The organism is Natrinema halophilum (assembly GCF_013402815.2).
GTDB classification, from domain to species: Archaea; Halobacteriota; Halobacteria; order Halobacteriales; family Natrialbaceae; genus Natrinema; species Natrinema halophilum.
The window spans coordinates 3,455,893-3,478,008 of the sequence record NZ_CP058601.1; the positions used below are offsets into that span (position 1 = coordinate 3,455,893).

Below are 22,116 nucleotides of genomic sequence, written 5' to 3' on the forward strand. Positions count from 1 at the left end.
AAGCTCACACCTCCAGCCGACGCGCGAGCGCTTCTCCAATCGACATCGGCGATTCCTCCGGCCCACGAGCCATGACGACCGTTCCCGCCGCATGCTCACCGACGCTCTCGGGGAGCGAGCCGAATATGGCCTGCGAGATTGTGTTGTCCCGCGTTGCACCCACACAGATCGTATCGTACTCATCTGCGGCGTCGAGGATTGCCTGTTCGACATCGTCGGCGACGTCGACGTGTGTGTCGTACGTCATGTATTCGATTCCTGCCTGTTGTGCCAACTCGTCGATCAGCGCTTCACCGCGCTGGACGGGATCTTCGTCACTCCCGTCGGTAGCCGGCGGTTGGACATTGAACAGTGTGAGCGACGCATTCTCGGCAGCGGAGACGAACTCGGCAGCGCGTTGCGCGGCAACCGGCGCGTGCGGCCCCTCGCCGGCAAGGACCATTATGTCCCCCTCGGCACGGCCGCTGTCCGGACCGAGTTTCACGAGCGTCGCGTCACACGTCGCACGACCGATGACCGGATCGATCGTTGAGCCGAGGACGTGATCGCGGGTACTTCGCGTCCCCTGCCAGCCGACGAGCACGTGATCGGCGGCCTCATCCTCGATGACATCGAGAATCGCCGACCCGGCGTCTCGACCGACGATCGCTCGCGTCCGTAAGCCGACGTCGAGACCGGCCGCAATATCTCGGGCGGCGTCGAGGAGTTGCTGCTGTCGTTCGACGCGCTCCTCTTCGAACGCGAGATCCTGTGACAGCGAGGTCTGTTGGGGGACTTCGATGACGTTCACCGCGATGACTTCGGCGTTATCCGCGTCGTGGGCGTGTGCACTGGCAGCCGCCATGCGAAGGAGATCGCGTTCCGTCTCTGGGTTCGCGACGGGAACGACGACCCGGTACTGGCCGTTTCCGTCCGCGACTGGCGTCGGCTCGGGTGCGATCGCTTCGCCCAGCAGGCTCTCGCTGAGCGCTCGGTCGCGGGCGTAGAAGCGGTACCAGAGGACCCCTCCGAGGACGATAACGGTGCCGATAGCACCGACGGGCGTCGGGGTAACCGGCAGTGAGAGACGAACACCGGCCACGCCCAGTTCCGCGGGCACCCACTCAACTGACATCTGGAATAGAACCGCCAGACAGGCGATCGCTCCGACGATCGGCACGATCGGGTAGACGAGACCGGGAATCCGGAACGAGGGATCGTAGTCGTCGGGGTCAGCTCGCCGCAGCACGACGACGGCGACGTGAACGAGCGCGTAGGTGACGAGATACATGAAACTCGCCACCTCCGCGAGCGTCCCGACGCCGACGCCGATCGCGATCAACGCGAGCGTGATGATGCCCGTCGCGGTGATCGAGCGATATGGCGTTCGGAATCGGTCATGGACCTCGTTGAGCCAGTTGACCAAGATCCGGTCGCGACCCATGGCGAAGTTGACCCGCGCGGCTGAGAGGATCGACGCGTTTGCGCTCGAGACTGTCGCCAGAACGGCACCGACGATCATGAGGAGCGCACCGAGCGGGCCGAAGAACACCTCGGCCACGTCTGCGACGGGAATCGGCGACGAGGAGAGGACCTCGATCGACAGCGTCCCTGTCGAAACGAACATCACGCCAACATACATCAGAGTCGGTGTGACGACTGACGCGATCATCGCCAGCGGAAGGTTCCGACTCGGATTCTTGATCTCTTCGGCACTGGTCGCGATGACTTCGAATCCGATGAACGTGACGTAGACCGTGCCGATCGTCGCCGCGACCGCCGGCCAGCCCTCAGGATTGAACTCGCCGAGGGTCGGTCCGCTAAGGATCCCGAGTCCGAGGAACGCGAAGATGAGTCCGACAAGGGTGAGGACGATCACGTTCTGCAGGGCCCCGGTCTCCTTGACGCCGTAGTAGTTGACGGCCGTCAGAAACGCCGCCATCACCAGTGCCGCGACCGTGATTCCGACCTGACCCCAACCGGCAAGGAAGCCCACGTACTGGCCGAGTCCGGGCAGGAGGTACTGGCCGAACCCGATCATGTAGAACGCCGACGCGAAGGTCAGTCCGGCCCACATTCCCCAGCCGATGATGCTGCCGAAGAACGGCCCGAGCGCGCGATTGACATAGTAGTAACTCCCGCCCGCTTTCGGCATTCCGGTGGCCAGTTCGGACAGCGAGAGTGCAGCCATCAGCGAGATAGTGCCGCCCAAGAAAAACGATATCATGCTCGCTGGTCCGGCTTGATCGGCCGCGATGCTCGGCAGGACGAAGATCCCGGCACCGATCATCGTCCCGAGACCGATCGTGTACGCCTCGAGAAAGCCGAGATCGCGAGCGAGTTCCTGTTCGCCGCTACTCATCTGTCAACACCTCTCGCGATCGACGCTGCCACTGTTCGGTCGTGGCTCTCCCGTCAACCGTCATCTGTGACTTCCTCCTCCTGAAGTGCAATAACGGGTCGATCAGCCTCCGTGATCAGTTTCAGCGCTTTATCTCCAGAGAGGAACTGGACGACGCGACTGCCGCCGCGGGGCCGAAACGCGATCGCGCTGGCATCGACGTCCGCTGCGAAATCGATGACGGCATCGACGACGCTTCTCGAGTACAAGATTTCCTCCTGTACATCGGGGATGAGTTCACGAAATGCAGCGAACGCATCTGCCGCCCTTGATTCTGCCTGCTCGAGCGGTAGCTTATCGGGAGCGCCGTCACCCTTTTCGACGACATGGACGACTGTTATCTGATCGAATCGATGCCGTTTGAGGACCGTCGCCGTGGCGCGGGCGTCGTCCTCATCGGCGACTGGCACCACCGCGTGCTCCGTGAGTGAGTGCATCGTCGGTCACCCTTCATCATGGACGTCGCCCAGAAACGCCCAGTGTAACGTTTCCTCCCCGTCCGGGTGTCGCTCCCGCGTTACGTGGTAGAGCGAAACGGGTTTCGAATCTCCCTCTCCGTGATTCGGTGGACGGTGTTTGACGAGAGTGTAAATCCCCTCATCTTCGATATCGATGACCTCACCGGTTGCTTCCTCGCGGATCTGTTCCTCGATCGGTGGCTGGCTCGACTCGAGCAGCTGATCGACGTACTCACGTACTGCGTGAAGTTCCGGCGACTCGAGCGTGTCGAGTTCCTCGATGAGGGCCGCCGGGAGTCGCTCCGTGGGCGATCGTTTATCGTCCGAGTCAGGCATACATATGTCCCTGTCGCGGATAGCAAAATAAATTCCGCTGAAGGTTGCGATTCGTTTGTTAATTTTGAATAATCTTGTGTATCGTTCGATGTCACGAAAAGACAGTCTATCCCTCGAAATCGTCGGTGTTGTATCGAGCCACGTAGGGTATCAATGGCGACGAGGACAGGTTTCTCACCAAGAACCAAAGATAACTTAAATGTAGCTGGGGAACCAATTACGGGGTATAAGTATGACCCGGGTGATCGATGACGTTGACGAGCAGATCCTGTATTATCTCACGCGAGAGGCTCGACATACGTCAGCACCGGACATCGCCGAGAAGGTGGACGTCTCTCCGCCGACGGTCCGGAATCGAATTCGCCGACTCGAAGAAGATGGTATTATCAACGGTTATCACGCGCACATTAATTACGAACGGGCGGACGGTCGACTGACGAATCTCTTTATTTGTAGCACGTCGGCGACCGACCGACAGGAGCTGGCCCAGCGGGTACTTGACGTTCCAGGCGTCATCAACGTCAGGGAGATTATGACGGGGAAGGGTGATCTCCAAGTCAAAGTTATCGGGACGGACACCGATGACCTCACGCGCATCGCGCAAGATATCACCGCCCTCGGAATCGAAATCGACGATGAAGGACTCGTTCACCGAGAATACTTCCGCCCGTACGCGCAGTTCGGCCCGCGAGAAAAAGAGCCAATCTCGCCAGTAACCGGTGTCGCGGGCCTTTCCGGGGACGCAGATGTCATCGAAGTCATCGTCAAAGACGGGGCGCCGATTGCGGGCAAGACGCTCCAACAAGCGAATGAAGAGTGTCTCATCCCATCGAGCGTTCTAGTCGTAAGGATCGACCGGGACCATCAGGCCATCACTCCGACGGGGGAGACGATAATCGAAGTAAACGACTTCGTGACGGTCCACTCGCGGTCAGGAATCACTGATGATACCTTGGCGGTTTTCACCGGTGGATAGTTACTGAAAGCGGTATCCTGCTTTTCTAATTGGCCAAGTGGCTTGCTCCCCTCCTGCTTGCGCTCATCTTTGCACTGTAACCGTCAGGGAGCGTAATCTTCCTCCGGGGGTCACACGTCGAGAAAACCGGTTTCTCAAATATGCACACGAGACAGAAACCGTCGTGTGCATATCGATCCTCGATCTCGCAACCCGGGCCCGGAACTCCTCTAACAGATTGATAGAAACACCCCGATTATGGGCGATATTCCGGGTTGAGACGCTACCGATTCGAGGCAGGCAACCCCTCGGTACCGCCAGCTACTCGGCCGCCGGTTCGGTCTGATTCGTCCGGTCGACTTGCAGCGGATTTCCCGCCGACGTTGCGGTGACCAATCGCAAGAACTGCCCCGCGTTCGTCAGGAGTTTGTTCTCAGCCTTCCGCAGGTGTTCTTCGTACGTTGAACGAGCGACGGCGGTCTGATCTGCCAGCTCGCGGAGCGACGTCTTCCGCGGTTGCTCGTAGTACCCGCGTTCCAGCGCCAGCCGAAGCGCCGCTAGCTGTCGCTCTGTCGCGTCTTCGAACAACTGATCGACCGGGGCCAACATACTGTGTGGGATCTGCTGTTCCGTCATCGCCGTCTTCGAGAGCACCTCGACGTCGCGATCAGCCTCGAGATCGCGGAGGAGGTCTCGAACGTCGGTCTCGGAAAACGCGATAACCGTGTAGTGCTCCCATCCCTGTCGGTGAATCGTCGGCGGCTGGTACAGGCAGTTGTACTCCTCGAACCGTTCGATGATGGAGTCCTCCAACGAACAGAGACACGACTGTGTGACGACGTGGAGCCCGGACTCGTCGATCGATTTGTGAAGGACCGTTCCTATCTGGTCGATTGCGTCGAGTAAATCGTCAGTCGGCGATTCTGCGGACGTGATCTCGATCACCTGACAGTCGCTCAGATACCACTCGCGGATCGTGAGATCCGGATGATGTTCCGAGATTTCTCGGTACGGGCAGTCGTGTTTGACCCGGAACGAGGCCTCGTACAAGCTCATACGTGGACAGACGGTCCGAACGGAATTAATGGTGCCGGTCATGTCTGGCATCACCTATATTCTAACACGCTTCGTATCGGGAAACACTGATGGCAGAGAGATGCCCGGAGTGGCTGAGTGAGCGATTACGAGCCGACGGAGACGGTCCGCTCGCGCTCGATATCCGCCTCGAGGCGGATGTCGACGACCGCCACATCCCGAACGGTATCGACGACGATGACTGCGATGAGCTACCTGACGATCACGACGCGACGAAGGGTACACTCGCTACCGACCCAACGGCCCTCGAGGACGGCCAGACCGCGCCCGTCGGCCAGTTCGAGATCATCTCCGCGCCCGGACGCGATGAGGGGTGCGTCTCGTTCGATATCGACGGTGCGGGGCTACTGACGGGCGAGATGGGCTTCCAGGGGAGGATGGGCCGCGTCTATCTCGGGGTCGAGGCCGGCATCGAAGAATCCGACACCGAACAGAATGCAGCGACGCTCCACGAGCACCTCCAGCGGCTACTGGAGCGGCCGAATGACGCGGTGGTTCTGCCGGCGCACGAACCATGCTCACCCGAGACGCCGGTGTACGCGGCCCTCGCTGCGGTCAGCGAACGGGCTACGGATCTCGGTCGTGGCCGTGCGGGATTCGTCGGAAAGTCCGTTTCGCTCGTCTCAGATCATGCGCCGAGTTTCGAGCGGCTCACTCGATCGAACGTGGGGCAGGAATCGGTTCCGGCCGATGAACTGGTTGTCCCGGAACTGTGCCCTCGCAACGGCGTAGCGGGGTAAATCGATGACTGCGGGAACTGAACTCGAACAGGGAATCCGCGAGCACCTGGGGCAATTTACACTGCATATCCTGTTGGTGTTCGCGACCGGGTTGACGATCGGGTCCGAGCGCGCCGTCGTGCCCGTGCTCGGTCGCGACGTGCTCGGCGTCGAATCGCTGTTTGTCGTGGGGTCGTTCGTCGTTTCGTTCGGCTTCGTCAAGGCGCTGCTCAACCTCTATGCCGGCAAGTGGGGCGAGGAGTACGGCCGAAAGCCGGTCCTCGTCCTCGGATGGGCAACCGCGTTACCCCTTCCGCTCATCCTCATTCTCGCCCCGAGCTGGGGCTGGATCACGGTCGGGAACGTCTTGCTGGGTATCAATCAGGCGTTGACCTGGAGTATGGCGATCAACGCGAAGATCGATCTCGCGGGCCCCGACCAACGCGGACTCGCAGTCGGCATCGACGAGGCGTTTGGCTACACCGGCGTCGCAGTCGGCGCGTGGGTTACGGGCGTCATCGCTGGACAGACGAGTCTCCGGCCGGAACCGTTTTACTTCCTCGGAGCGGTCGTCGTGCTGGCGTTTCTCGTTTCGATCTTCCTGATCAGGGAGACCGTCCAGTATGCACAGGCCGAAGCTGACGACGATCACCACGACGCGGATCTCCCGTTCAACGAGGTACTGAAGCGGGCGACCTACGGCGACCGGACGCTGTTCGCTGCCGCGCAGGCAGGCCACATCGAGAACTACGTGGATACGCTGTTCTGGATCGCGGTGCCGCTGTATCTCACAAGTCGGGGACTCGGCATCGCCGCAGTCGGTATCGTCGTCGGCGTCCACAGCGCGATGTATTTCCTGCAAATTGTGACGGGAGGACTTGCAGACCGTATTGGCCGCCGTCCGCCGGTGATCTGGGGGATGTTCATCGCGGGAGCCGGCGTCCTCGGAATGGTATTCGTCGACGGGTATCTCCCGTGGACTGTGCTGGCCGCTGTCTCCGGAGTCGGCATGGCGCTACTGTATCCGAACTTGATGACCGTACCAGGCGATGCCGCTCACCCGACGTGGCGGTCGGCAGGAATGGGCGTTTATCGGATGTGGCGGGATTCCGGCTACGGAGTCGGCGCAATCCTGATCGGGCTCTCGATGGAGTTCGTACACGCCGAGGCCGCGTTCTACATGACCGCAATTCTGATGTTCGTCTCGGGGGCGGTCGTGTACGTCTGGATGGAAGAGACGCATCCCGACTTCGGGACCCACAAGCCACCTGCCCCTGCGACAGAACCGGCCACTCGAGCGGTGTCCGAGAAGTGAACCCGGCGTGAAGGGTGAGCAGGATACTCGCTCGCCCGATGGCCAATCGCTTCGCATTCGTCTTCGCTACGGCGCATTCGTCTTCGCCACGGCGCATTCGTCTTCGCCACGGCGTTGACGCACGCGCGTATCGGTCACTTCCTGCCTGTCGCTCGTTTTCCTCGCACCCTTCGTTCTCTCATCGGTCTCTTTTCTTCGTCCGCTGTCTCGGTCCGGTCGTTCTTGCCCTTCGTCTTCGCGTTTTGCCCCTTACCCTCTCGATCTCCCCGCCTCTCGCGTCGCGATTCACCGCTTCGTTCTCGATCCGATTCGTCGCTACAGCCCTCTTCGATACCCGGAATTCGCGTGGTTCTCCGTGCGTTCACCTGCTTTCCCCGACCGACGAACGTATTAGATATCGTGTGGCGAACTGTCTCTGATAACTTCGGTGACAGACCAGCTTTGCGAACGATTCGAAGACCGGTTTGGTAGCAAACTGCGTAGCGTTAGCTGCTGTGAAGGCGACGAGAACGAGATAGTATACATTCGCGAGGACGACACGGATCATTACGCGACGGGCGTTCGGAAGCGGGTTTTTCGAGAGGCCCGGCTTGAGGCGATCGGGAATGACCAACAAGAGTCGATGTATACGCATGGTAAACTGTAGCGTGTGGCTCGATGGTTTGCGGAAGCGACGGAACTCCATTATATCATGGGCGAAACTAACGGAGTAATGGTTGCGGTTGACGCTGGGGCGATCGACGACATCCGTGAAATAGTGGATTTATCTCTCGATGCTGACTCCAAATACGACGGCTAATCGGCGATGCTCTCGCGATATCGCGGGTTCTACCGTCGACATCCAATCGTAGTACGGTCAGCTGCTAACGCCTGCCACAGTACATATGAGGACCACCACTGCGCACACTACAACCGAACCAACTCATCGATCTCCGCTTTGAGACAATAGCCCTCCAACAAACGACTCAGCGCCGGCGTGAAACGCTCACGGTTCCCGTCGCGTGTACCCCTGACGAGTCTCCAGGATCACCTCGAGCGCTTCCAGGGGTTCATCGTTCTCGAGATAGCCGGTGACGTCGTCGATAATTCGGCCCGGCAACAGATCTCGCTCGATGTATTCAGAAGCGACCGCTTCGGCTAGACCTTCTATGGTTTTCCTGCGCCACTTCGTCTCGGTCATTCTACCGAAAGGAGACTTGCAGCACCAAAGAAACTACTGGCCATAGCTAATGGAGTCGGTAACGTGATTGTGGCACGGGGCGCTCCGTGTCCTCGCGAAGAGACAGACAGCGACGGGAAGACTCGATACGAGAATGGAACCGGCTCGTTTCCCCAATTACGAACCGTTAGTTCTCTGTCGCGGCCCAGTATTGGCACGCAGTGCATTTCGAGTTCCATGCTCGTCGTGTGCGGTTACTGGGTCTCGACACCGGCGTCGAACTACGACCACGAGATAGACCGAGGTGAGAATCCGGAGCCCCGTGATCACGGTCGTTCACGCCACGGAAGCATCCGCGTGGAGTGAAGTTCCAGCAGCCTTCGTGGGCATGAGTCGCTTAGTCTCGGTACGCGTGAGTTACTTCTACCTTCCCGAATGCGCTGTCGTGGACGACGTACAGATCCCGCGGCGAATACCCGTGGAAGGTCACCGTCGCCTCGTACTCGGCCATCGGAGCCTTCTCGGCCGAGCACTCTCCGCAGTTGCGCATGCGGTCGAGAGTCGATCCGTCGTCCGTCCGCAGTTCGAGCACGACCGTATGATCGTCCGTCCTGCCGAAGACGGTTGGCTCGACGGAGTGACACGACGTATCAAGCGGCATCGTTCCGTCGACGTGAACGATCGTCGGTCCGTCGAACGTGACGTTCGCCGTCGACTCGACCGGGCGACACTCCGGGACGCCGACCGAAAGGTCGGTAGTCACGTCGGGGCCGTCGGAGTCGTCACCGAGTACGCGGCTGCACCCGGCGAATCCGCCGGTCCCGGCCGCCGATCCGATCGCGGCGAACACCGATCGGCGTTCGATGCGTGTCGCGTCAGTGCCGTCACGTCCTCGCGTTCGATCAGTCATCCCCGATCACCCTGAACTGGTGGTCCGTCGCGTCGGGATCACCGGTCTCGAACCGATTCATCGCGTCGGTCAAGAGCGTCGCTCGTTCGGTGAGATCGTTCGCGCTGTGGGAGACATCAGTAAGCGTGCTCGTCTGTTCTTCGACGGCCGCAGCGACGGTTTCCGCTTCCGAGGCGGCCTCGTCGCTGATATCCGTCGCTACCGCCACGGCATCGACGACGTCTTCGATCGATTCCGCCTGCTGTTCGGTCGCGTCTCGGATCTCCCGTATGCCTTCGTTTGTCCGTTCGGTGTGGTCTGCGATGTCGTCCAGTGCAGTCGCAGCGTCTCTGACTGACCCCGCCTGTTCGGAGATGCGGGATTGCGATGGGCTGTGGACCGAGTTACCGAAGCGCCAGCATCCGTTATCGGAGATTCCAGACCAGCGACCGTATTTTGTATCCCAGCGATCCGTTCTGATAGCCGGTCCATCCGCTCATGCCGCCCGTCAGCGTTGCCGCGTCGTATCCCTCGTCATCGAGCAAACTGGTCGCCCGTTTGGCGACCATGCCCATCTTGCATACCACGACCACTTCGGCATCCCTCGGGATCTCATCGAGCCGATCTCGCAGCGTCGATTCGTCGCCGCGGCGCAGATCGCCGTAGACGGGAATATTATGGCTGTTCTCGATGGCTTTCGACCGGTAGGCCGACTTCGGGCGAATGTCGAGGAGAAAGAGATCTCCTCTCGATGCCGCCTCGAGGCGCTCGTCGAGTTCGTTCGGGCGGATACCGCTCATTGGTGTTGTATTGTAGCAAGCACACAAAACCGTAACGTTTCGGGCGTCCCGGCGACGGTCGACTGTGGAGACGGATACCGCGTTGCACCATCGAACCACCTCGCTACGCCAGCGGTTCACCGCAAGTGTGGCCGTCCGTTTGAAATCGAATACCGATCACGGCCCGCTGGTCACGTCCAGCGATCGAGTCCCGTTTGCGTGACGCTCTCTTCGATTCGCTCGAAGCCGCGTTCGACTTCTCCGGCGTGGATTTCCCAGTCGTCGGTGACGTAGTCCTTCGCCGCTTCGAGGTCCGGATCGAGCGATGCGTCGAACTCGTAGTCGTCGGTCACGTCGGGGTCGCGAAACAGCTGTCGAATGCGGTCCCCGTACTCGATGTGGGCACCGCGATCTTCCAGGACGCTCCAGAGATCGCCGTGCTCGGTAATCGCCGCGATAGCCGTTTTGGGGCCGATTCCCGACACGCCCTCGTTGAAGTCCGTCCCGATGAGGATCGCCGCGTCGATCAACTGCTCTCTAGTGAGTTCGTGGTGATCGAGGGTGGCCTCCAGATCCATCAGTTCGGGATCGCCCTTGCTCGTCAGTTGACGCAGCGTGAGGGGGGCCCCGAACAGCAGGGCGTCGTAGTCCTCCGAACCGACGTAGTCGGCGTCGCCTCGTTTGGCCATGTGGGCGGCCTGTGCCTCCCCTTCCGCGGGCGCTTCGACGATCGGCACGTCGAGCAGCCGAAGGAGTTCCCGGCTGGTTTCTTGAATCGTCGACGTCAGCCGCTGGGTTCGAGACTCGAGCTGGGCGATCGCGACCTCGTCGCCTTCCTCTCTTGCGGTCTCGAGTTGCTCCTCGTAGCTGCGGCGTTGTTCGCGACGGGACTCGATCTCGTCGGCTTTGAGTTCGGACGGACCGCCGTCGAAAACCATCACCGGCGTGACGTCGTTTTCGAAGAACTTGGGTAGTCCCTGGACGATCCCGACCAGATTGGCAACCTCGGTTCCGTCCGCGGTCGTATACGTGTCGCTGTTCGTCCACTTGACCGTCGTGGTCAGGTAGCGGTAGAGCCAGTTGTGCGCATCGACGGCAACGACACCGTCGATGTCGTCGAACGGAATCTCCTCGATGACGGCGATGTCCCGAAGTGCAGCGTTTCCCATTGGAGACCGTTTGGGACGACTGGGATTTGAATCGTTGGCTTCCCGATCGGATTCGCGGTGCAAGCTGGTCTTTCGTGACTTCTCGGTCGTTTCCCTCGAGCGATACGCCGTTCGTGTTCGCTCCGTCGGATCTGTCCATCGTTCGACTGGGGGATGTTCGGTGACTTTCCTGGCGGATTAGTCTATCTGTGTGCGAAAAATGAAAACTGAGTGTCAATTTACGTCCGGGCGGAATCCCCGTCGGGGACGTCGACAACCGACCACCGCGATCAGTCGTCACCCGAGACCGCCACACCGCCCTCACCGCTGACGCCCGTTCCGGGGCCGATATCGATGCCGAGTTCGTCGAGTTTCTCGTCCGGGACGACGCCGTCGACCCAGCCGCGGTGCTCGTAGTACTCTTCTTTCATCTCCTCGAGTTCGCAGTACTCGCCTTCGCTCGCGCCCTGTCCGTGGATTCCGTCCTCGAGGAAGCGGGCGGGTAGCGAGTCGTCAGCGCCGTCGAAGCCATTGAGGTTGTTGTAGTAGCGCTCTAAGTTGTAGACTCGTTCCCCGGCCTCGAGGAGTTCCTCTTCGGTGACGTCACGGCCGGTCATCCCGTTGTACTGCAGGACGTATTCTTCGATGCCCTCGGCGAAGGCGTTGAACTTGCAGATGTCGAAGGAGTCGCTGATGGCGTGTAGGTCCTGGAATTGGGCAGTGAGTTCGCCCTTCCCCTCGTACTCGTAGGGATCGACCTTCTCGGGAATACCGAGGATCTCGGCGGCGGGCGTGTAGCCTCGCAGGTGGCAGGCTCCGCGGTTCGAGGTGGCGTAGCCGATGCCCATGCCTTTCATGCAGCGAGGGTCGTAGGCGGCGATCGTCTGTCCTTTTACCGCAAGCGAGTTCTCGTGGGCGTCTTTTCGGTCGGCGACCCGGCGCGGCCCCTCGGCCAACAGGTCGGCGAAGTCGTCCTCGCGCCGAGCGATCCGCTCGATCATGTCGATCATCGTCTCGGTGTCGCCCCAGTCCAACTCCCCGACGCCCTCGAGTTTGCCCTCCTCGGTCATCTCCATGGCCATCGCCATCATGTTGCCCGTATCGATGGTGTCGACGCCCATGTCGTTACAGCGCTCGATCATGAGGGCGACTGCATCGCGGTCGGTGTGACCGGAGTTGGGTCCGAGCGCGTACGCCGATTCGTACTCGTAGGATTCGGTTCGGACGTTCATCTCCTCGCCCTTGTGCATCGCCGTCACTTCGACTTCCTTCTTGCAGGCGACCGGACAGGAGTGACACGTCGGTTCGTCGACGAGGATGTTCTCGCGGACGTTTTCGCCTGAGACGCGTTCGGCGTCTATGTCGGCGCCCTCCGCCTCGCGCATGCTTTCGGTCGACGTGTAGCGGCCGTTTTTCGTCGGGAGGCCATCCATCTCCTCGCCGATGTTCATCAGGACGTTCGTCCCGTACATCGAGAGCCCACCCTCGTTGGGTGCGGTGACCTCCGACTCCTGGATAGCCTGCATCGCCTGTTGATGGCCCTCCTGGAACGTCTCCGGATCGGCTGGCTTGGGCATCTTCGTGGTGGACTTGACGACGACCGCCTTGAGGTTCTTCGACCCCATCACACAACCGGTACCGCCCCGACCCGAGGCGCGGTCGTCTTCGTTCATAATGCAGGCGTACTTGACGCCGTTCTCGCCGCCGGGACCGATCCCCATGATGCTGAGGTTCTTCCCGTAGGAGCCCTCGACCTCTTCTTCGATCGTATCGCGAGTTTCGTGGAAGCCGTTCCCCCAGAGGTGGGACGCGTCCCGGAGTTCGACCTCGCCATCCTCGACGACGGCGTAGACTGGTTCGTTGGCCTCTCCCTCGAAGAGCAATCCGTCGAAGCCGGCCCACTTGAGGCGGGCACCCGACCAGCCGCCGTGGTGGCTGTCGGTAACTGTGCCGGTCAGCGGCGACTTCGTACAGACGGCGATCCGGCCGCTCATCGTCACCTGCGTGCCCGACAACGGCCCGTTCATGAACGCAAGCAAGTTGTCGGGTCCGAGCGGATCGACGTCCGGCCCCTGATCGAAGACGTACTTTACCCCGAGACCGCGCGCACCGATATACTTCTTCGCGTCCTCGTCGTCGATCGACTCGTACGCGATTTCCTCGTCCGAGAGGTCGATGCGAGCCACCCTGTCCTGAAATCCACCGAATTCGGTCATAGTAATCGTTCCCTTTTATCTACGACGGCCAGCTTGTTAGGTATTAACAACCGGGTGTAACCGGTACCGGTTACGGACGATATGGACCTCGTCCTGAGCGACGATCGGGGGGAACTGACCGCGAACTCGGTCGAACGGGTTCGGAGACGTGCGCGTTTTCTACCACCGCAACCGCCGGTACTCGACGCGAAACCACGGCGATGGGTCGAGAACGAAACTGCGAGCCGATGGCGCGACTATAACAATAAGGCGACAACGGCGAGGATGATGAATATGAGGACGAAAATCCGCGCGATCTCCATTGAGACCCCAGCAACGCCGCGGGCGCCGACCGCGGCCGCGACGATCGCGAGGATGAAGAAGATGATCGCCCAGTACAGGAAGCCACCACCAGTCTGCAGCGGCGTCACGAACGGAAGCATAGGCCCGACTCCCACGAACAGCCATATAAACGGCAGCGACCGTCCGTGACCGTTTGTCGGTCTAGGCGGGGGCTACAGGTTTTGAGCGGTGAACGTAATCGGTACGCGGACGTTACGTATCACCGAAAAACGCACGGCAGAGTTTCGCCTCGGCCGTCCGCAGGTGTTCGTGAAAGGTCGGTCGCGATACCCCCATCGATTGGGCGAGTTCTTCGCCGGTCGTCGGGCGAGGCCACTCGAAGTAGCCGCCGAGGTAGGCCCGCTGTAACGCGCCGAACTGGCGGTCAGTTAGCGTCTCCTCCAGGCGGGCCGCGAACTCCTGTCTGGTTTCGCCGTCGCGCTCGCGCTGTCTGAATGAGACGATATCGGTTCCCGCGTAGCGATCTTCGACGGCTTCGACGATCGAGCGGACGTTCGCCGATCGGGGAATCTCGACGGTGACGCGGGCCCGGCCGTCCTCGCTTTCGATCGCCTGCGTGCGGGTCCCGCGCTCGGAGAGCCAGCCGACGAGGTCATTCGCGCCGCTCAGTTCGACGAGACATCCGTCGTCGCGCTCGACGACGATGCGACAGTCGACGTCCGATAGATCCGCCGCAGCCTTCACGAGGTCGTCGGCGTTCGCCCCGGTTGCGGTAAACAACGACGATGTCTCGTCGCCGGTGCGGTGAACCGATCGGCGATACTCGAGCCGACAGTCAGCTTCCGCGGAGAGGGCGACGGGTGCCAGAGACTGATCCGTCAACTCGAGTTCGACGGCGACGACGGCGTCGGTCGCGAGGACGCGGCTGGTTTCGCGCGCGTTGATCCCGCTGGCAACCGCACGGGCGAGCGCCGAGAGGATCACGGTTTCGCGGTCGTCGACGGCCCGGTCCCGGTCCGTCCGGACCGTCAACACGCCGTACTCGATGTCGTTATACGACAGCGGGAACGCGGCGCGTGTCGTCCCGTCATCGGTATCGACGGCTGGCCGAGCCGACGCGAGCGTTTCGGTAGCGGGATGGGCAGCATCGATCTCGATACTGTCCGCCTCAGGGTCGGCTCCCGCACTCGAGCGAACGTCGATCGTCCCGGTCGCGGGATTTCGTTCGCCGATCCAGACCCCTTGGTAGCCGTTTTCTTCGGCGATCCGCGTACAGACCTCGGCCTCGAGTTCCGAGCGGTCGGTCGATCCGGCGACGACGGCGGTGACGTCCTGGATCAGTCCCTCAACGCGGTCGAGGATGTACTCGAGTTCTTCGGTTCGGCGCTCGAGCGCGAGTTCGGCCTCCTTGCGCGCAGTAACATCGTTCTGGAAACCGACGTAATTAGTCACGCGACCGTCCTCGTCGCGGACGGGTGCGATCGTTACCTCGTTCCAGAACTCGGTGCCGTCCTTCCGGTAGTTCTTCAGTTCGACGGTGACGGGCCGCTCGTCGTCGATCGCCGCCGCCATTTCGGCTATCGCGTCCTCGTCAGAGTCCTCGCCCTGCAGGAATCGACAGTTTCGACCAACTATTTCGTCAAATTCGTACCCGGTAATTTCTTCGTACGCCTCGTTGCCGTAGACCAGGGGATTGTCCTCGCGTCCGGGATCGGAGATAGTGATCCCAACCGGTGCTTCCTCGAGGGCGCGGTCTTTGACCTGGCGATCACTCGGCCCGTTCAGTGAGCCGTCAGTCTCGTCGGTGTCGGCACCGGCCTCGCGACGGTCGAACGTGATCGTTGCACCGTCGGCTCCGCGGTGGATCCGCGCGTTCCTCCCGTTGGCTTCGAAATCGATCCGGCGTGCGGTGCCGACCGTGGTTTCGTTGATAGCCGTCGCGAGACGATTCCATCTCGCACCCAGTGCGGTCGCTGCGTCACGATCGGAGTCGCCGATTTCGAAGGCCTTTCTGGCGGCCTCGTTCGCGAACGTGATCGATCCGTCGGTAACTGCCACCACCGGATCGACGACGTACTCGAGGGCACGTGCAGCTCCATCCGTCTCGGTGATGTCGCTACCGTGCTCCGCGTCGGCATCGTTCATAGCACTCTCTACGATGTGACGACTAAGAACCGTTGTGATCGGAAGATGGCCGTCGTCGGCGAGCAGGCTAGCATGTTATATGTTGCCACGTCATAGTATAACACATGTCAGTGCATCGGTCGCCGTTCGAACGACTGCGAGAGAAGTTCGACGAATCGGAGTTACGCTGTCCGGAGTGCGGTTACGTCGATACCGAGGGCGGCTGGCGCGTCACGACCTCGGGTGGCCGAGTCCAGTACCAGTTCGTCTGTCCGTCCTGCAGCGCCGTCGAGACCAGAGAGGTCCGACTCGAGTAGGTTCTGATCGTGGTCGTGGTCGGGTCGGGTCGCCTCTCGGTCTCTCGAGGGAACGTACGTGTGTTTTGGTCGACAACCGGAGGTTTCGTCGCGAGTTTGCGGGTAACCCGACGCTTGAGCGTCCGTCGATCGCCGGAAGCCGCGATGGGACCGCCCTCGTTTTCGAGGCGAAATCGCGAAATCGGACATAACGGTTGTTTTCCCTGAGATAATCTCGTAACAGTCATCCCGTTTTAGCCCGAGAACCGCTGTACGTCGGGCTGCATGGTTTCACGACCGCGAACGATCGGTGTCGCGTTTGTCGCGCTCCTGGTCACGCTTTCGGGGGGTCCCGCCCTCGCTGGTGCGACTACGGCCGCAGACGGCGACTCCGGAGACATGGGCGAATCGGAACCGAGCGCAACGCTTCAGAACGTACAGGTCGACACGCTCGAACTCGAGAATCTTACTGTTCAGAACGCCACGATCGAAGAACTCACCGTTCAGCAGTTGAACGTGCAGGGCGACACGGATCTTCAGCAGCAGCTAAACGAAACGAACGGGAACCAGTCGGCAGCGAATCAATCTACGGGCAATCAGACGACTCAGCCGGTGACGATCTCGGACGCTTCGTTCGAATCGCTGTCGCTCGAGAACGTCTCCCTCGCAGAACTCGGCGGCGGTGAAAACGAGAGCATGGCCGACAACGAGACCGACGGCGGCGAAGTCGGCGACACCAACGAGACCGAGAACGAGTCCGAGACGGGCCTCCAGCAGGTGATCGACGAGAACGCGAGTAACGTCTCCGTCCAGAATCTGACGATCGAGTCCATGAACGCGGATCAACTGACGATCGAGGACTTGACTGTCGAAGAAGGTGGCGACGGCGGCGGTATCCTCTCCGGCATCTCGGACTTCATCGGCGGCCTGTTCGGCGGTGGTGGCGGTGACGGCGGTGACGGCGGTGACGGTGGTAATCAAACGAACGCCACCGCGACCGACGGAAACGAAACCACGCAGGAAATCGAATCATTGACCATCGAACAGTTCGACGTCGACGACGTCACGTTCGAGTCCATGACCCTCGGTACCCTCGAGACTCAACAGGCTGGCAACGCGACGCAGAACGATACCGCCGGCAACGCGACGCAGAACGATACCGCCGGCAACGCGACGCAGAACGATACCGCCGGCAACGCGACGCAGAACGAAACCGCTGGCAACGCGACGCAGAACGAAACCGCCATGGCAGACAACGAAACGACCGAGAACGCTACCGAAACGACCACGGACGGTAACGAGACGGCGATGGGCGAGACGATCCCCTCGGTCTCCGCAGGGTCGATGACGGTCGAAAACAGCACCGCCCAGACACTCACCCTCGGCGAAACGCAAGGGCTTGAGCAAGCCCTCCAGCAACAAGCCGGCGGCGGGGCAAACGAGACCGAAAACCAGACCGACGGCGGAGCAAACGAGACTGGCGGCAACGCAACGAACGAGACGGGCTGAGGACCGAGCGGTCTCGCTGGTCCGCCACAACCGGCCCGCAAACCGAACGCAGTTCGCTATTTCGTTATTTTTGAGTCGAATCGCGCTTCGCGTCGAACAGCCCATAATACGAGATGGCAAGTACTGTCCGGCCGTCACGGATATCACCGTCGGCTACCGAATCGGTCAGGTCTTGGAGGGACACCTCTGTCGGTCGGATGCTCTCGTTGTGATCGAGTCGTTGTTCCGCGGTCGGTCGACATCCCTCCGCGACGAAAAAGTGTAAGCGGCTGTCGGCGATCCCGTTTGCCGGCTCGACGGTCACCAGTGGCTCGAGACTCTCGGCCTCGTAGCCGGTCTCCTCGGCTAGTTCCCGACGGGCCGCGGCCTCGAGATCGCTGTCTTCGGGTTCGATGCCGCCGACGGGGAGTCCGCGGTTGATTCTGGAGACGGCTTGCCGCCATTCATCGATGCAGACGACGTCACCGGCAGGCGTAAACGGGAGGATGCAGACGCTCGCCGGTTCCGAAAGGTAGTCGAACTCGGCTTCCGTGCCATCGGGGAGGCGAACGGATTCGTTAACGATTTCGAACCCCGGACAACTGTAGGCTACTCGCCGCTCGCGGGTCTCCCAGGCGAGTGGATCTGTTGGCATAGCGGCCCGTACGGCAGTCATCGTCAAAAACGCCCCGTCGCGTCCGCGGATTCGGGTGAGGGTGACGATCCGCCCGCTCATCGCTGGTTACGGTCCCCCAGGACAGTCCTATGCAGTGCGTTCCCCACCGTGACGCTGTCGTACCAGCTCTATAACAAAACCACAGACCGGTGAAGGTCGTCACTCAGAGGGTGATCCATGGACCAGCTAACTGGCTTCCAACGCGACCTGTTGTACGTAATCGCAGGAAAAGACCGACCGTCCGGACAGGAAATTCTCGACGACATCAATAGCTACATCGATCAGCCGGTCACACACGGCCGACTGTACCCGAATCTCGATACGCTCGTCGAGACGGAACTCGTCGAAAAAGGCGAACTCGACCGACGGACGAACTACTACGCGCTGACGCCCAAAGGCCGACGCGCGCTGCAGCGCCGCCAGGAGTGGGTCGACCAGTACGTCGACGTCTGACTCCTCTCGCTGTCCTCCCTCGAGTACAGGTACCGAGAAACGCTCTACATTGCATCGGGACCGTCGTTCAGGATCGAATCCCATAGCCAACTGCAGCCGTCAGCACGTTTCTCGCTCTCGGCGCCAGTGTTCGCCGACGGCTTCCCGGTCGGACTGTACTACTCCGAGTTCCGGGATCGAGCGTTCGGATTCGGCCGATGCTCGATATCGCTCTTGACCCATCGACGAGGCGGCAAGCGTGGGGAGATAGCGGTTAGACGTCCTCGAACCGGATTTGTTCGAGATCCGATTCCAGATCCGCCACGTGGTCGTTGAACGCGGTGACGAATGCGGGGACGTCGGCTGCAAGTCTCCGAACATCCGCCGCTGCCGGCGGACCGTACTGCGAGATGAGGTAGGTACCGCTCGAGCCCCCGACTCGGAGGTAAGACGCCAGATCGCCCTCCCACTTCAGTTCCCAGCGGGTACCCGAGATGGTCGTGGCGTAGGTGCCGTACTCACCGTCGTACCTGTGGAGTTGTCCCGCCATCGCGTCGCCGACGTCACGAATGCGGTCGACGATCCGGTCGCGTTCGGCGACCAGTTCGGCCGTCGATTCGACCTCGGGAAAAGTAGGGGGGACGTCCGCGAGCAAGCCGTCCAACGAGCGGACGAACTCGTTGTACGCCGCGACGAACGACTCGTAGTCAGCCATCGCCGTTTCGAGGGCGTCGGGCTCGGGCTGGCGCTTGTCCGAGACGACGTAGATTTCCGATCCGGATTTCGGATCGAATCGGAGGTACTGAACGTCGCCTGCTTCGTACTTGAGCGTCCAACTGCCCCCGTCCGTATCGAACGATTCCTGGCCGTAGTCACCGCCTTGCAACACTGCGAGTTCGCGTGCGATCTCGCCGGCGTGGGCTCTGACGCGGGTCGCGAGTTCGTCCCGCCGCTCGGCGATCTCGTCTACTGCTTCGACGTCCGCCTCGGGTCCGTCGGTCATCACCCGAGGAAGGGGGTGAGGACCGGTAATTGTTGCGCTCGCTCGGTGTACCGTGCGGGGTAGTCCGGTCGTTTCCGAGGCGGGGCGATCAGCCGGTGTCGTTCGTTTCGTTGTCGGTTTCGTTACCGGTCATGTTACCGGTCTCGTTCGTCTCGTTACCGGTCATGTTGCCGGTCTCGTTCGTCTCGTTACCGGTTTCGTTGTCTTCCATATCCTGTCCGTTACCGGTTCCTTCTTCGCCTTCGGTTTCATTCCCGCCGGTATCGTTTCCATTGCCGCCCGGACCGCCACACCCCGCGACGAGAGCGGTCGATGCCGCGGCACCTGTTAGTTGTAGTACCCGTCTGCGACTCGATCGCTGCTGATCGGACATACTGCTGAGAACAATGTCAATCTGCATAAGCCGTTAGCCGTCGCGTGCGTGGTCATTGAAATACCATGAGATTTGCCAACTTCACCCACATTCTCTCGACCGCTACCGACGGCGACGTGTTCGGACGTGACCATGTAGGCGCTACACACAAACCTATAGGCGGAGAACGGGGCGCATGGGTTCGATACCCGAGGAGTATCACGACCTGTTCGAGAAGGAAACGTTCGCCCACGTCGCGACGTTGACGGACGACGGGCTCCCCCACGTTACCCCGGTCTGGATCGATTACGATGCGGACGGGGGGCACTTGCTTGTTAACACTGAACGAGACCGACAAAAAACGCGGAACGCGGAACACAACTCCGGCGTCGGCGTCAGCATGACTGATCCAGACGATCCCTACCGACGCCTCTCGGTGATCGGCGAGATCGACGAAATCACGACTGAAGGGGCCCGAGACCACATCGACGAACTGGCTCGACGGTACACGGACGCGGACGAATACCAGAATCCGATCCAATCCGAGCGAGTACTCTTCCGCATTCGTGTGGAAGAGGTCTTCTAGGCGGTCGATAGAGGAGGTGGCTTCACCCATCGTCCATCGATCAGAAGCGAGATTCGGGCCGGGTTATTACCTGTGGACTTTCCACGTATACAGGCTCTCACAGGTGTAGTTGACGAAAAAACCGACGCCAATACCGATAACGTTTGCCGTCACGAACCAGACGTCGAACCGCTGAACCAGTACCTTCAACACCACCAGCGTAACCAGCAATCCGCCGACTCGAACCGCGTTCGAACGGAGAAATCTCCGTCCGAGCGCGCCCAGTCCGACGTCGCCGTGGTTCGCAAACGTCCACCGCTCGTTGATCGCGAAAATGATCGCGATTCCGAGTTCCCACGAGATGAGTTTCGCGCCCTGAAGCCCGAGCGTTGTTCCCTCGATTAGTAAGAAGAGAACGACGTTATCCACGGTTGCGCCGACGAAGCCAACCCCGACGAATTGGCTAAAACGCGTCGTCGAAAGCAGCACACGCACCCGCATTCGGATGGCCTCTGAAAGGGAATCACTCATCTTCGTGGTTACTCTCGCGCCTATCCACCACTGTCGTCGGCACCGATTTCCGTTTTGCGGTCGATACAGAAAAACATCGGAATGAATATATGATGGCGCTGGCACGGCCGACTACTCTGCTCGAACGTCTTTGATACGCTCGCGCGGGGAGATGCCGGCAGAAAGAGCCCGATTCAGCCAAAATGTAGGTCAGCAGCGGTGACGGCTCGTTCAGATCGCAAGATCGCTCTTTGGCCGAACGACCTCCACTACGTCGGCGTCGACGCGGTCGACGTCGAGGAAGTGCGGCGTAAAATTTCGTTTCTCGTAGTCTTCGTACTCGTCTTCGTCGCCGACGGTACACCAGAGCTGGACGCGATCGGGTCCGTGATATTCGCCGTTTCGGTTAATCCCGAAACAGACAACCTCTTCCCCATCGTATCGGATGATCGCACCGTTTCTGATGCCGGGATCACCGTGAATGATGAGTTGCTTCATACCCACGGATTCACAGGAGAGCGGATTAAACGCTTCGGAGGGGATGCGGGACCAAAACCGACGGAGATACCGGTCTGCGGTCGGAACGACGTCCGCCGACGAACCAAACGCGTTTTAAACAGCGCTGCCATAGCCCACGGCAAGTGAGATAATCATGCAGATGCCACGCCGATTCAATACGTACTGTCCGTTCTGTAACGAGCATCACGAACACGAAGTCGAGAAGTCCCGAACCGGCCGCTCCTCGGGCATGAAGTGGGACGCCCGCCGCACCCGGCGCAACTCCTCGTCGATCGGGAACTCCGGTCGCTTCTCGAAGGTGCCCGCCGGCGAAAAGCCCACCAAGAAGACCGACCTCAAGTACCGCTGCAGCGAGTGCGGCAAAGCCCACCTCCGCGAGGGATGGCGCGCCGGCCGACTCGAGTTCCAGGAGTGATTCCA

The 22,116-nt window shown here is 60.7% G+C and carries 26 protein-coding genes and 1 pseudogene; 9 read left to right on the forward strand and 18 right to left on the reverse strand.

The window, feature by feature from the left end; genetic code table 11:
* Window positions 1-4 precede the first annotated feature (4 nt).
* The 3 genes from HYG82_RS37380 to HYG82_RS37390 are packed head-to-tail and all read right to left on the reverse strand — an operon-like array spanning window position 5 to window position 3,174.
* Window positions 5-2,341 (reverse strand): amino acid permease, encoded by a 2,337-nt coding sequence (locus HYG82_RS37380; protein WP_179262698.1) that lies wholly within the window; start codon window positions 2,339-2,341, stop codon window positions 5-7.
* Window positions 2,342-2,394: 53 nt separating this feature from the next.
* Complete coding sequence (locus HYG82_RS37385) at window positions 2,395-2,817, reverse strand: universal stress protein (RefSeq protein ID WP_179262700.1); 423 nt, start codon at window positions 2,815-2,817, stop codon at window positions 2,395-2,397.
* 6 nt (window positions 2,818-2,823) lie between these two features.
* On the reverse strand, window positions 2,824-3,174 hold the full coding sequence (locus HYG82_RS37390; protein WP_179262702.1) for a hypothetical protein: 351 nt from the start codon (window positions 3,172-3,174) through the stop codon (window positions 2,824-2,826).
* Window positions 3,175-3,406: 232 nt separating this feature from the next.
* On the opposite strand from HYG82_RS37390, the gene HYG82_RS37395 reads away from it, so the two are divergent.
* Complete coding sequence (locus HYG82_RS37395; RefSeq protein WP_179262704.1) at window positions 3,407-4,150, forward strand: Lrp/AsnC family transcriptional regulator; 744 nt, start codon at window positions 3,407-3,409, stop codon at window positions 4,148-4,150.
* 300 nt (window positions 4,151-4,450) lie between these two features.
* Here HYG82_RS37395 and HYG82_RS37400 read toward each other — a convergent pair whose 3' ends face one another.
* Window positions 4,451-5,185 (reverse strand): helix-turn-helix domain-containing protein, encoded by a 735-nt coding sequence (locus HYG82_RS37400; protein WP_179262706.1) that lies wholly within the window; start codon window positions 5,183-5,185, stop codon window positions 4,451-4,453.
* An 89-nt stretch (window positions 5,186-5,274) separates the two neighbouring features.
* Between HYG82_RS37400 and HYG82_RS37405 the strand changes: the two genes are divergently transcribed.
* From HYG82_RS37405 to HYG82_RS44820, 3 genes and pseudogenes are all read left to right on the forward strand, one after another.
* Window positions 5,275-5,964 (forward strand): MBL fold metallo-hydrolase, encoded by a 690-nt coding sequence (locus HYG82_RS37405; protein WP_179262708.1) that lies wholly within the window; start codon window positions 5,275-5,277, stop codon window positions 5,962-5,964.
* Window positions 5,965-5,968: 4 nt separating this feature from the next.
* The gene (locus HYG82_RS37410) at window positions 5,969-7,258 is read left to right on the forward strand and encodes an MFS transporter (protein ID WP_179262709.1); all 1,290 of its coding nucleotides are present in this window, start codon (window positions 5,969-5,971) and stop codon (window positions 7,256-7,258) included.
* A 427-nt stretch (window positions 7,259-7,685) separates the two neighbouring features.
* Window positions 7,686-8,057, forward strand: a pseudogene (locus HYG82_RS44820) (DUF7522 family protein).
* A 186-nt stretch (window positions 8,058-8,243) separates the two neighbouring features.
* Here HYG82_RS44820 and HYG82_RS37420 read toward each other — a convergent pair.
* From HYG82_RS37420 to HYG82_RS37455, 8 genes are all read right to left on the reverse strand, one after another.
* Window positions 8,244-8,438 carry a hypothetical protein gene (locus HYG82_RS37420; RefSeq protein ID WP_179262711.1) on the reverse strand — a complete coding sequence of 65 codons (195 nt, stop codon included), beginning with the start codon at window positions 8,436-8,438 and terminating at the stop codon, window positions 8,244-8,246.
* Window positions 8,439-8,814: 376 nt separating this feature from the next.
* Window positions 8,815-9,327 (reverse strand): hypothetical protein, encoded by a 513-nt coding sequence (locus HYG82_RS37425; RefSeq protein ID WP_179262712.1) that lies wholly within the window; start codon window positions 9,325-9,327, stop codon window positions 8,815-8,817.
* Entirely contained in the window at window positions 9,320-9,535 is a 216-nt protein-coding gene (locus HYG82_RS37430) for a hypothetical protein (protein ID WP_179262713.1), read from the reverse strand. The genes HYG82_RS37425 and HYG82_RS37430 overlap by 8 nt, the downstream gene beginning before the upstream one ends.
* 196 nt (window positions 9,536-9,731) lie before the next feature.
* Window positions 9,732-10,106: a rhodanese-like domain-containing protein gene (locus HYG82_RS37435; RefSeq protein ID WP_179262714.1), complete on the reverse strand. Its 375-nt coding sequence runs from the start codon at window positions 10,104-10,106 to the stop codon at window positions 9,732-9,734.
* A 170-nt stretch (window positions 10,107-10,276) separates the two neighbouring features.
* On the reverse strand, window positions 10,277-11,254 hold the full coding sequence (gene fen, locus HYG82_RS37440) for a flap endonuclease-1 (protein ID WP_179262716.1): 978 nt from the start codon (window positions 11,252-11,254) through the stop codon (window positions 10,277-10,279).
* A gap of 269 nt (window positions 11,255-11,523) precedes the next feature.
* Window positions 11,524-13,449 (reverse strand): aldehyde ferredoxin oxidoreductase family protein, encoded by a 1,926-nt coding sequence (locus HYG82_RS37445; protein ID WP_179262718.1) that lies wholly within the window; start codon window positions 13,447-13,449, stop codon window positions 11,524-11,526.
* Between the two features lie 236 nt (window positions 13,450-13,685).
* Window positions 13,686-13,871, reverse strand: coding sequence for a DUF1328 family protein (locus tag HYG82_RS37450; RefSeq protein WP_179262720.1), 186 nt, complete (start codon window positions 13,869-13,871; stop codon window positions 13,686-13,688).
* A gap of 112 nt (window positions 13,872-13,983) precedes the next feature.
* Window positions 13,984-15,876, reverse strand: a complete 1,893-nt coding sequence (locus HYG82_RS37455) for a bacterio-opsin activator domain-containing protein (protein ID WP_179262722.1) — start codon at window positions 15,874-15,876, stop codon at window positions 13,984-13,986.
* A 104-nt stretch (window positions 15,877-15,980) separates the two neighbouring features.
* Between HYG82_RS37455 and HYG82_RS37460 the strand changes: the two genes are divergently transcribed.
* Both HYG82_RS37460 and HYG82_RS37465 read left to right on the forward strand, forming a co-directional pair.
* Window positions 15,981-16,172, forward strand: coding sequence for an HVO_0649 family zinc finger protein (locus HYG82_RS37460; protein ID WP_179262724.1), 192 nt, complete (start codon window positions 15,981-15,983; stop codon window positions 16,170-16,172).
* Window positions 16,173-16,436: 264 nt separating this feature from the next.
* Window positions 16,437-17,660 (forward strand): hypothetical protein, encoded by a 1,224-nt coding sequence (locus tag HYG82_RS37465; RefSeq protein WP_179262726.1) that lies wholly within the window; start codon window positions 16,437-16,439, stop codon window positions 17,658-17,660.
* A 64-nt stretch (window positions 17,661-17,724) separates the two neighbouring features.
* Here HYG82_RS37465 and HYG82_RS37470 read toward each other — a convergent pair whose 3' ends face one another.
* Window positions 17,725-18,294: an NUDIX hydrolase gene (locus HYG82_RS37470; RefSeq protein ID WP_179262728.1), complete on the reverse strand. Its 570-nt coding sequence runs from the start codon at window positions 18,292-18,294 to the stop codon at window positions 17,725-17,727.
* Window positions 18,295-18,492: 198 nt separating this feature from the next.
* Here HYG82_RS37470 and HYG82_RS37475 point away from each other — a divergent pair, with 198 nt between their 5' ends.
* Complete coding sequence (locus HYG82_RS37475) at window positions 18,493-18,768, forward strand: PadR family transcriptional regulator (protein ID WP_179262730.1); 276 nt, start codon at window positions 18,493-18,495, stop codon at window positions 18,766-18,768.
* Between the two features lie 99 nt (window positions 18,769-18,867).
* Here the strand turns inward: HYG82_RS37475 and HYG82_RS44360 are convergent, their stop codons facing one another.
* The 3 genes from HYG82_RS44360 to HYG82_RS37485 form a co-directional block, all read right to left on the reverse strand.
* Window positions 18,868-18,990, reverse strand: a complete 123-nt coding sequence (locus HYG82_RS44360; protein ID WP_284145005.1) for a hypothetical protein — start codon at window positions 18,988-18,990, stop codon at window positions 18,868-18,870.
* 31 nt (window positions 18,991-19,021) lie between these two features.
* Window positions 19,022-19,750: a profilin-fold protein gene (locus tag HYG82_RS37480; RefSeq protein ID WP_179262732.1), complete on the reverse strand. Its 729-nt coding sequence runs from the start codon at window positions 19,748-19,750 to the stop codon at window positions 19,022-19,024.
* 88 nt (window positions 19,751-19,838) lie between these two features.
* Entirely contained in the window at window positions 19,839-20,123 is a 285-nt protein-coding gene (locus HYG82_RS37485) for a hypothetical protein (protein WP_179262734.1), read from the reverse strand.
* Between the two features lie 175 nt (window positions 20,124-20,298).
* Here HYG82_RS37485 and HYG82_RS37490 point away from each other — a divergent pair, with 175 nt between their 5' ends.
* Window positions 20,299-20,688: a PPOX class F420-dependent oxidoreductase gene (locus tag HYG82_RS37490; RefSeq protein WP_179262736.1), complete on the forward strand. Its 390-nt coding sequence runs from the start codon at window positions 20,299-20,301 to the stop codon at window positions 20,686-20,688.
* 66 nt (window positions 20,689-20,754) lie between these two features.
* Here HYG82_RS37490 and HYG82_RS37495 read toward each other — a convergent pair whose 3' ends face one another.
* Both HYG82_RS37495 and HYG82_RS37500 read right to left on the reverse strand, forming a co-directional pair.
* Window positions 20,755-21,198 carry a GtrA family protein gene (locus HYG82_RS37495; RefSeq protein WP_179262738.1) on the reverse strand — a complete coding sequence of 148 codons (444 nt, stop codon included), beginning with the start codon at window positions 21,196-21,198 and terminating at the stop codon, window positions 20,755-20,757.
* Between the two features lie 210 nt (window positions 21,199-21,408).
* Window positions 21,409-21,675: an HAH_0734 family protein gene (locus tag HYG82_RS37500; RefSeq protein WP_179262741.1), complete on the reverse strand. Its 267-nt coding sequence runs from the start codon at window positions 21,673-21,675 to the stop codon at window positions 21,409-21,411.
* A gap of 154 nt (window positions 21,676-21,829) precedes the next feature.
* Between HYG82_RS37500 and HYG82_RS37505 the strand changes: the two genes are divergently transcribed.
* Window positions 21,830-22,111, forward strand: a complete 282-nt coding sequence (locus HYG82_RS37505) for a 50S ribosomal protein L44e (RefSeq protein ID WP_179262743.1) — start codon at window positions 21,830-21,832, stop codon at window positions 22,109-22,111.
* Window positions 22,112-22,116 lie beyond the last annotated feature (5 nt).

Excerpts from the sequence above, each read along its gene's own strand:
- HYG82_RS37380 (WP_179262698.1), bottom strand. The coding sequence starts at position 2,341 with ATGAGTAGCGGCGAACAGGAACTCGCTCGCGATCTCGGCTTTCTCGAG.
- HYG82_RS37385 (WP_179262700.1), bottom strand. The coding sequence starts at position 2,817 with ATGCACTCACTCACGGAGCACGCGGTGGTGCCAGTCGCCGATGAGGAC.
- HYG82_RS37390 (WP_179262702.1), bottom strand. The coding sequence starts at position 3,174 with ATGCCTGACTCGGACGATAAACGATCGCCCACGGAGCGACTCCCGGCG.
- HYG82_RS37395 (WP_179262704.1), top strand. The coding sequence starts at position 3,407 with ATGACCCGGGTGATCGATGACGTTGACGAGCAGATCCTGTATTATCTC.
- HYG82_RS37400 (WP_179262706.1), bottom strand. The coding sequence starts at position 5,185 with ATGAGCTTGTACGAGGCCTCGTTCCGGGTCAAACACGACTGCCCGTAC.
- HYG82_RS37405 (WP_179262708.1), top strand. The coding sequence starts at position 5,275 with ATGGCAGAGAGATGCCCGGAGTGGCTGAGTGAGCGATTACGAGCCGAC.
- HYG82_RS37410 (WP_179262709.1), top strand. The coding sequence starts at position 5,969 with ATGACTGCGGGAACTGAACTCGAACAGGGAATCCGCGAGCACCTGGGG.
- HYG82_RS37420 (WP_179262711.1), bottom strand. The coding sequence starts at position 8,438 with ATGACCGAGACGAAGTGGCGCAGGAAAACCATAGAAGGTCTAGCCGAA.
- HYG82_RS37425 (WP_179262712.1), bottom strand. The coding sequence starts at position 9,327 with ATGACTGATCGAACGCGAGGACGTGACGGCACTGACGCGACACGCATC.
- HYG82_RS37435 (WP_179262714.1), bottom strand. The coding sequence starts at position 10,106 with ATGAGCGGTATCCGCCCGAACGAACTCGACGAGCGCCTCGAGGCGGCA.
- fen (WP_179262716.1), bottom strand. The coding sequence starts at position 11,254 with ATGGGAAACGCTGCACTTCGGGACATCGCCGTCATCGAGGAGATTCCG.
- HYG82_RS37445 (WP_179262718.1), bottom strand. The coding sequence starts at position 13,449 with ATGACCGAATTCGGTGGATTTCAGGACAGGGTGGCTCGCATCGACCTC.
- HYG82_RS37450 (WP_179262720.1), bottom strand. The coding sequence starts at position 13,871 with ATGCTTCCGTTCGTGACGCCGCTGCAGACTGGTGGTGGCTTCCTGTAC.
- HYG82_RS37455 (WP_179262722.1), bottom strand. The coding sequence starts at position 15,876 with ATGAACGATGCCGACGCGGAGCACGGTAGCGACATCACCGAGACGGAT.
- HYG82_RS37460 (WP_179262724.1), top strand. The coding sequence starts at position 15,981 with ATGTCAGTGCATCGGTCGCCGTTCGAACGACTGCGAGAGAAGTTCGAC.
- HYG82_RS37465 (WP_179262726.1), top strand. The coding sequence starts at position 16,437 with ATGGTTTCACGACCGCGAACGATCGGTGTCGCGTTTGTCGCGCTCCTG.
- HYG82_RS37470 (WP_179262728.1), bottom strand. The coding sequence starts at position 18,294 with ATGCCAACAGATCCACTCGCCTGGGAGACCCGCGAGCGGCGAGTAGCC.
- HYG82_RS37475 (WP_179262730.1), top strand. The coding sequence starts at position 18,493 with ATGGACCAGCTAACTGGCTTCCAACGCGACCTGTTGTACGTAATCGCA.
- HYG82_RS44360 (WP_284145005.1), bottom strand. The coding sequence starts at position 18,990 with ATGGGTCAAGAGCGATATCGAGCATCGGCCGAATCCGAACGCTCGATC.
- HYG82_RS37480 (WP_179262732.1), bottom strand. The coding sequence starts at position 19,750 with ATGACCGACGGACCCGAGGCGGACGTCGAAGCAGTAGACGAGATCGCC.
- HYG82_RS37485 (WP_179262734.1), bottom strand. The coding sequence starts at position 20,123 with ATGTCCGATCAGCAGCGATCGAGTCGCAGACGGGTACTACAACTAACA.
- HYG82_RS37490 (WP_179262736.1), top strand. The coding sequence starts at position 20,299 with ATGGGTTCGATACCCGAGGAGTATCACGACCTGTTCGAGAAGGAAACG.
- HYG82_RS37495 (WP_179262738.1), bottom strand. The coding sequence starts at position 21,198 with ATGAGTGATTCCCTTTCAGAGGCCATCCGAATGCGGGTGCGTGTGCTG.
- HYG82_RS37500 (WP_179262741.1), bottom strand. The coding sequence starts at position 21,675 with ATGAAGCAACTCATCATTCACGGTGATCCCGGCATCAGAAACGGTGCG.
- HYG82_RS37505 (WP_179262743.1), top strand. The coding sequence starts at position 21,830 with ATGCAGATGCCACGCCGATTCAATACGTACTGTCCGTTCTGTAACGAG.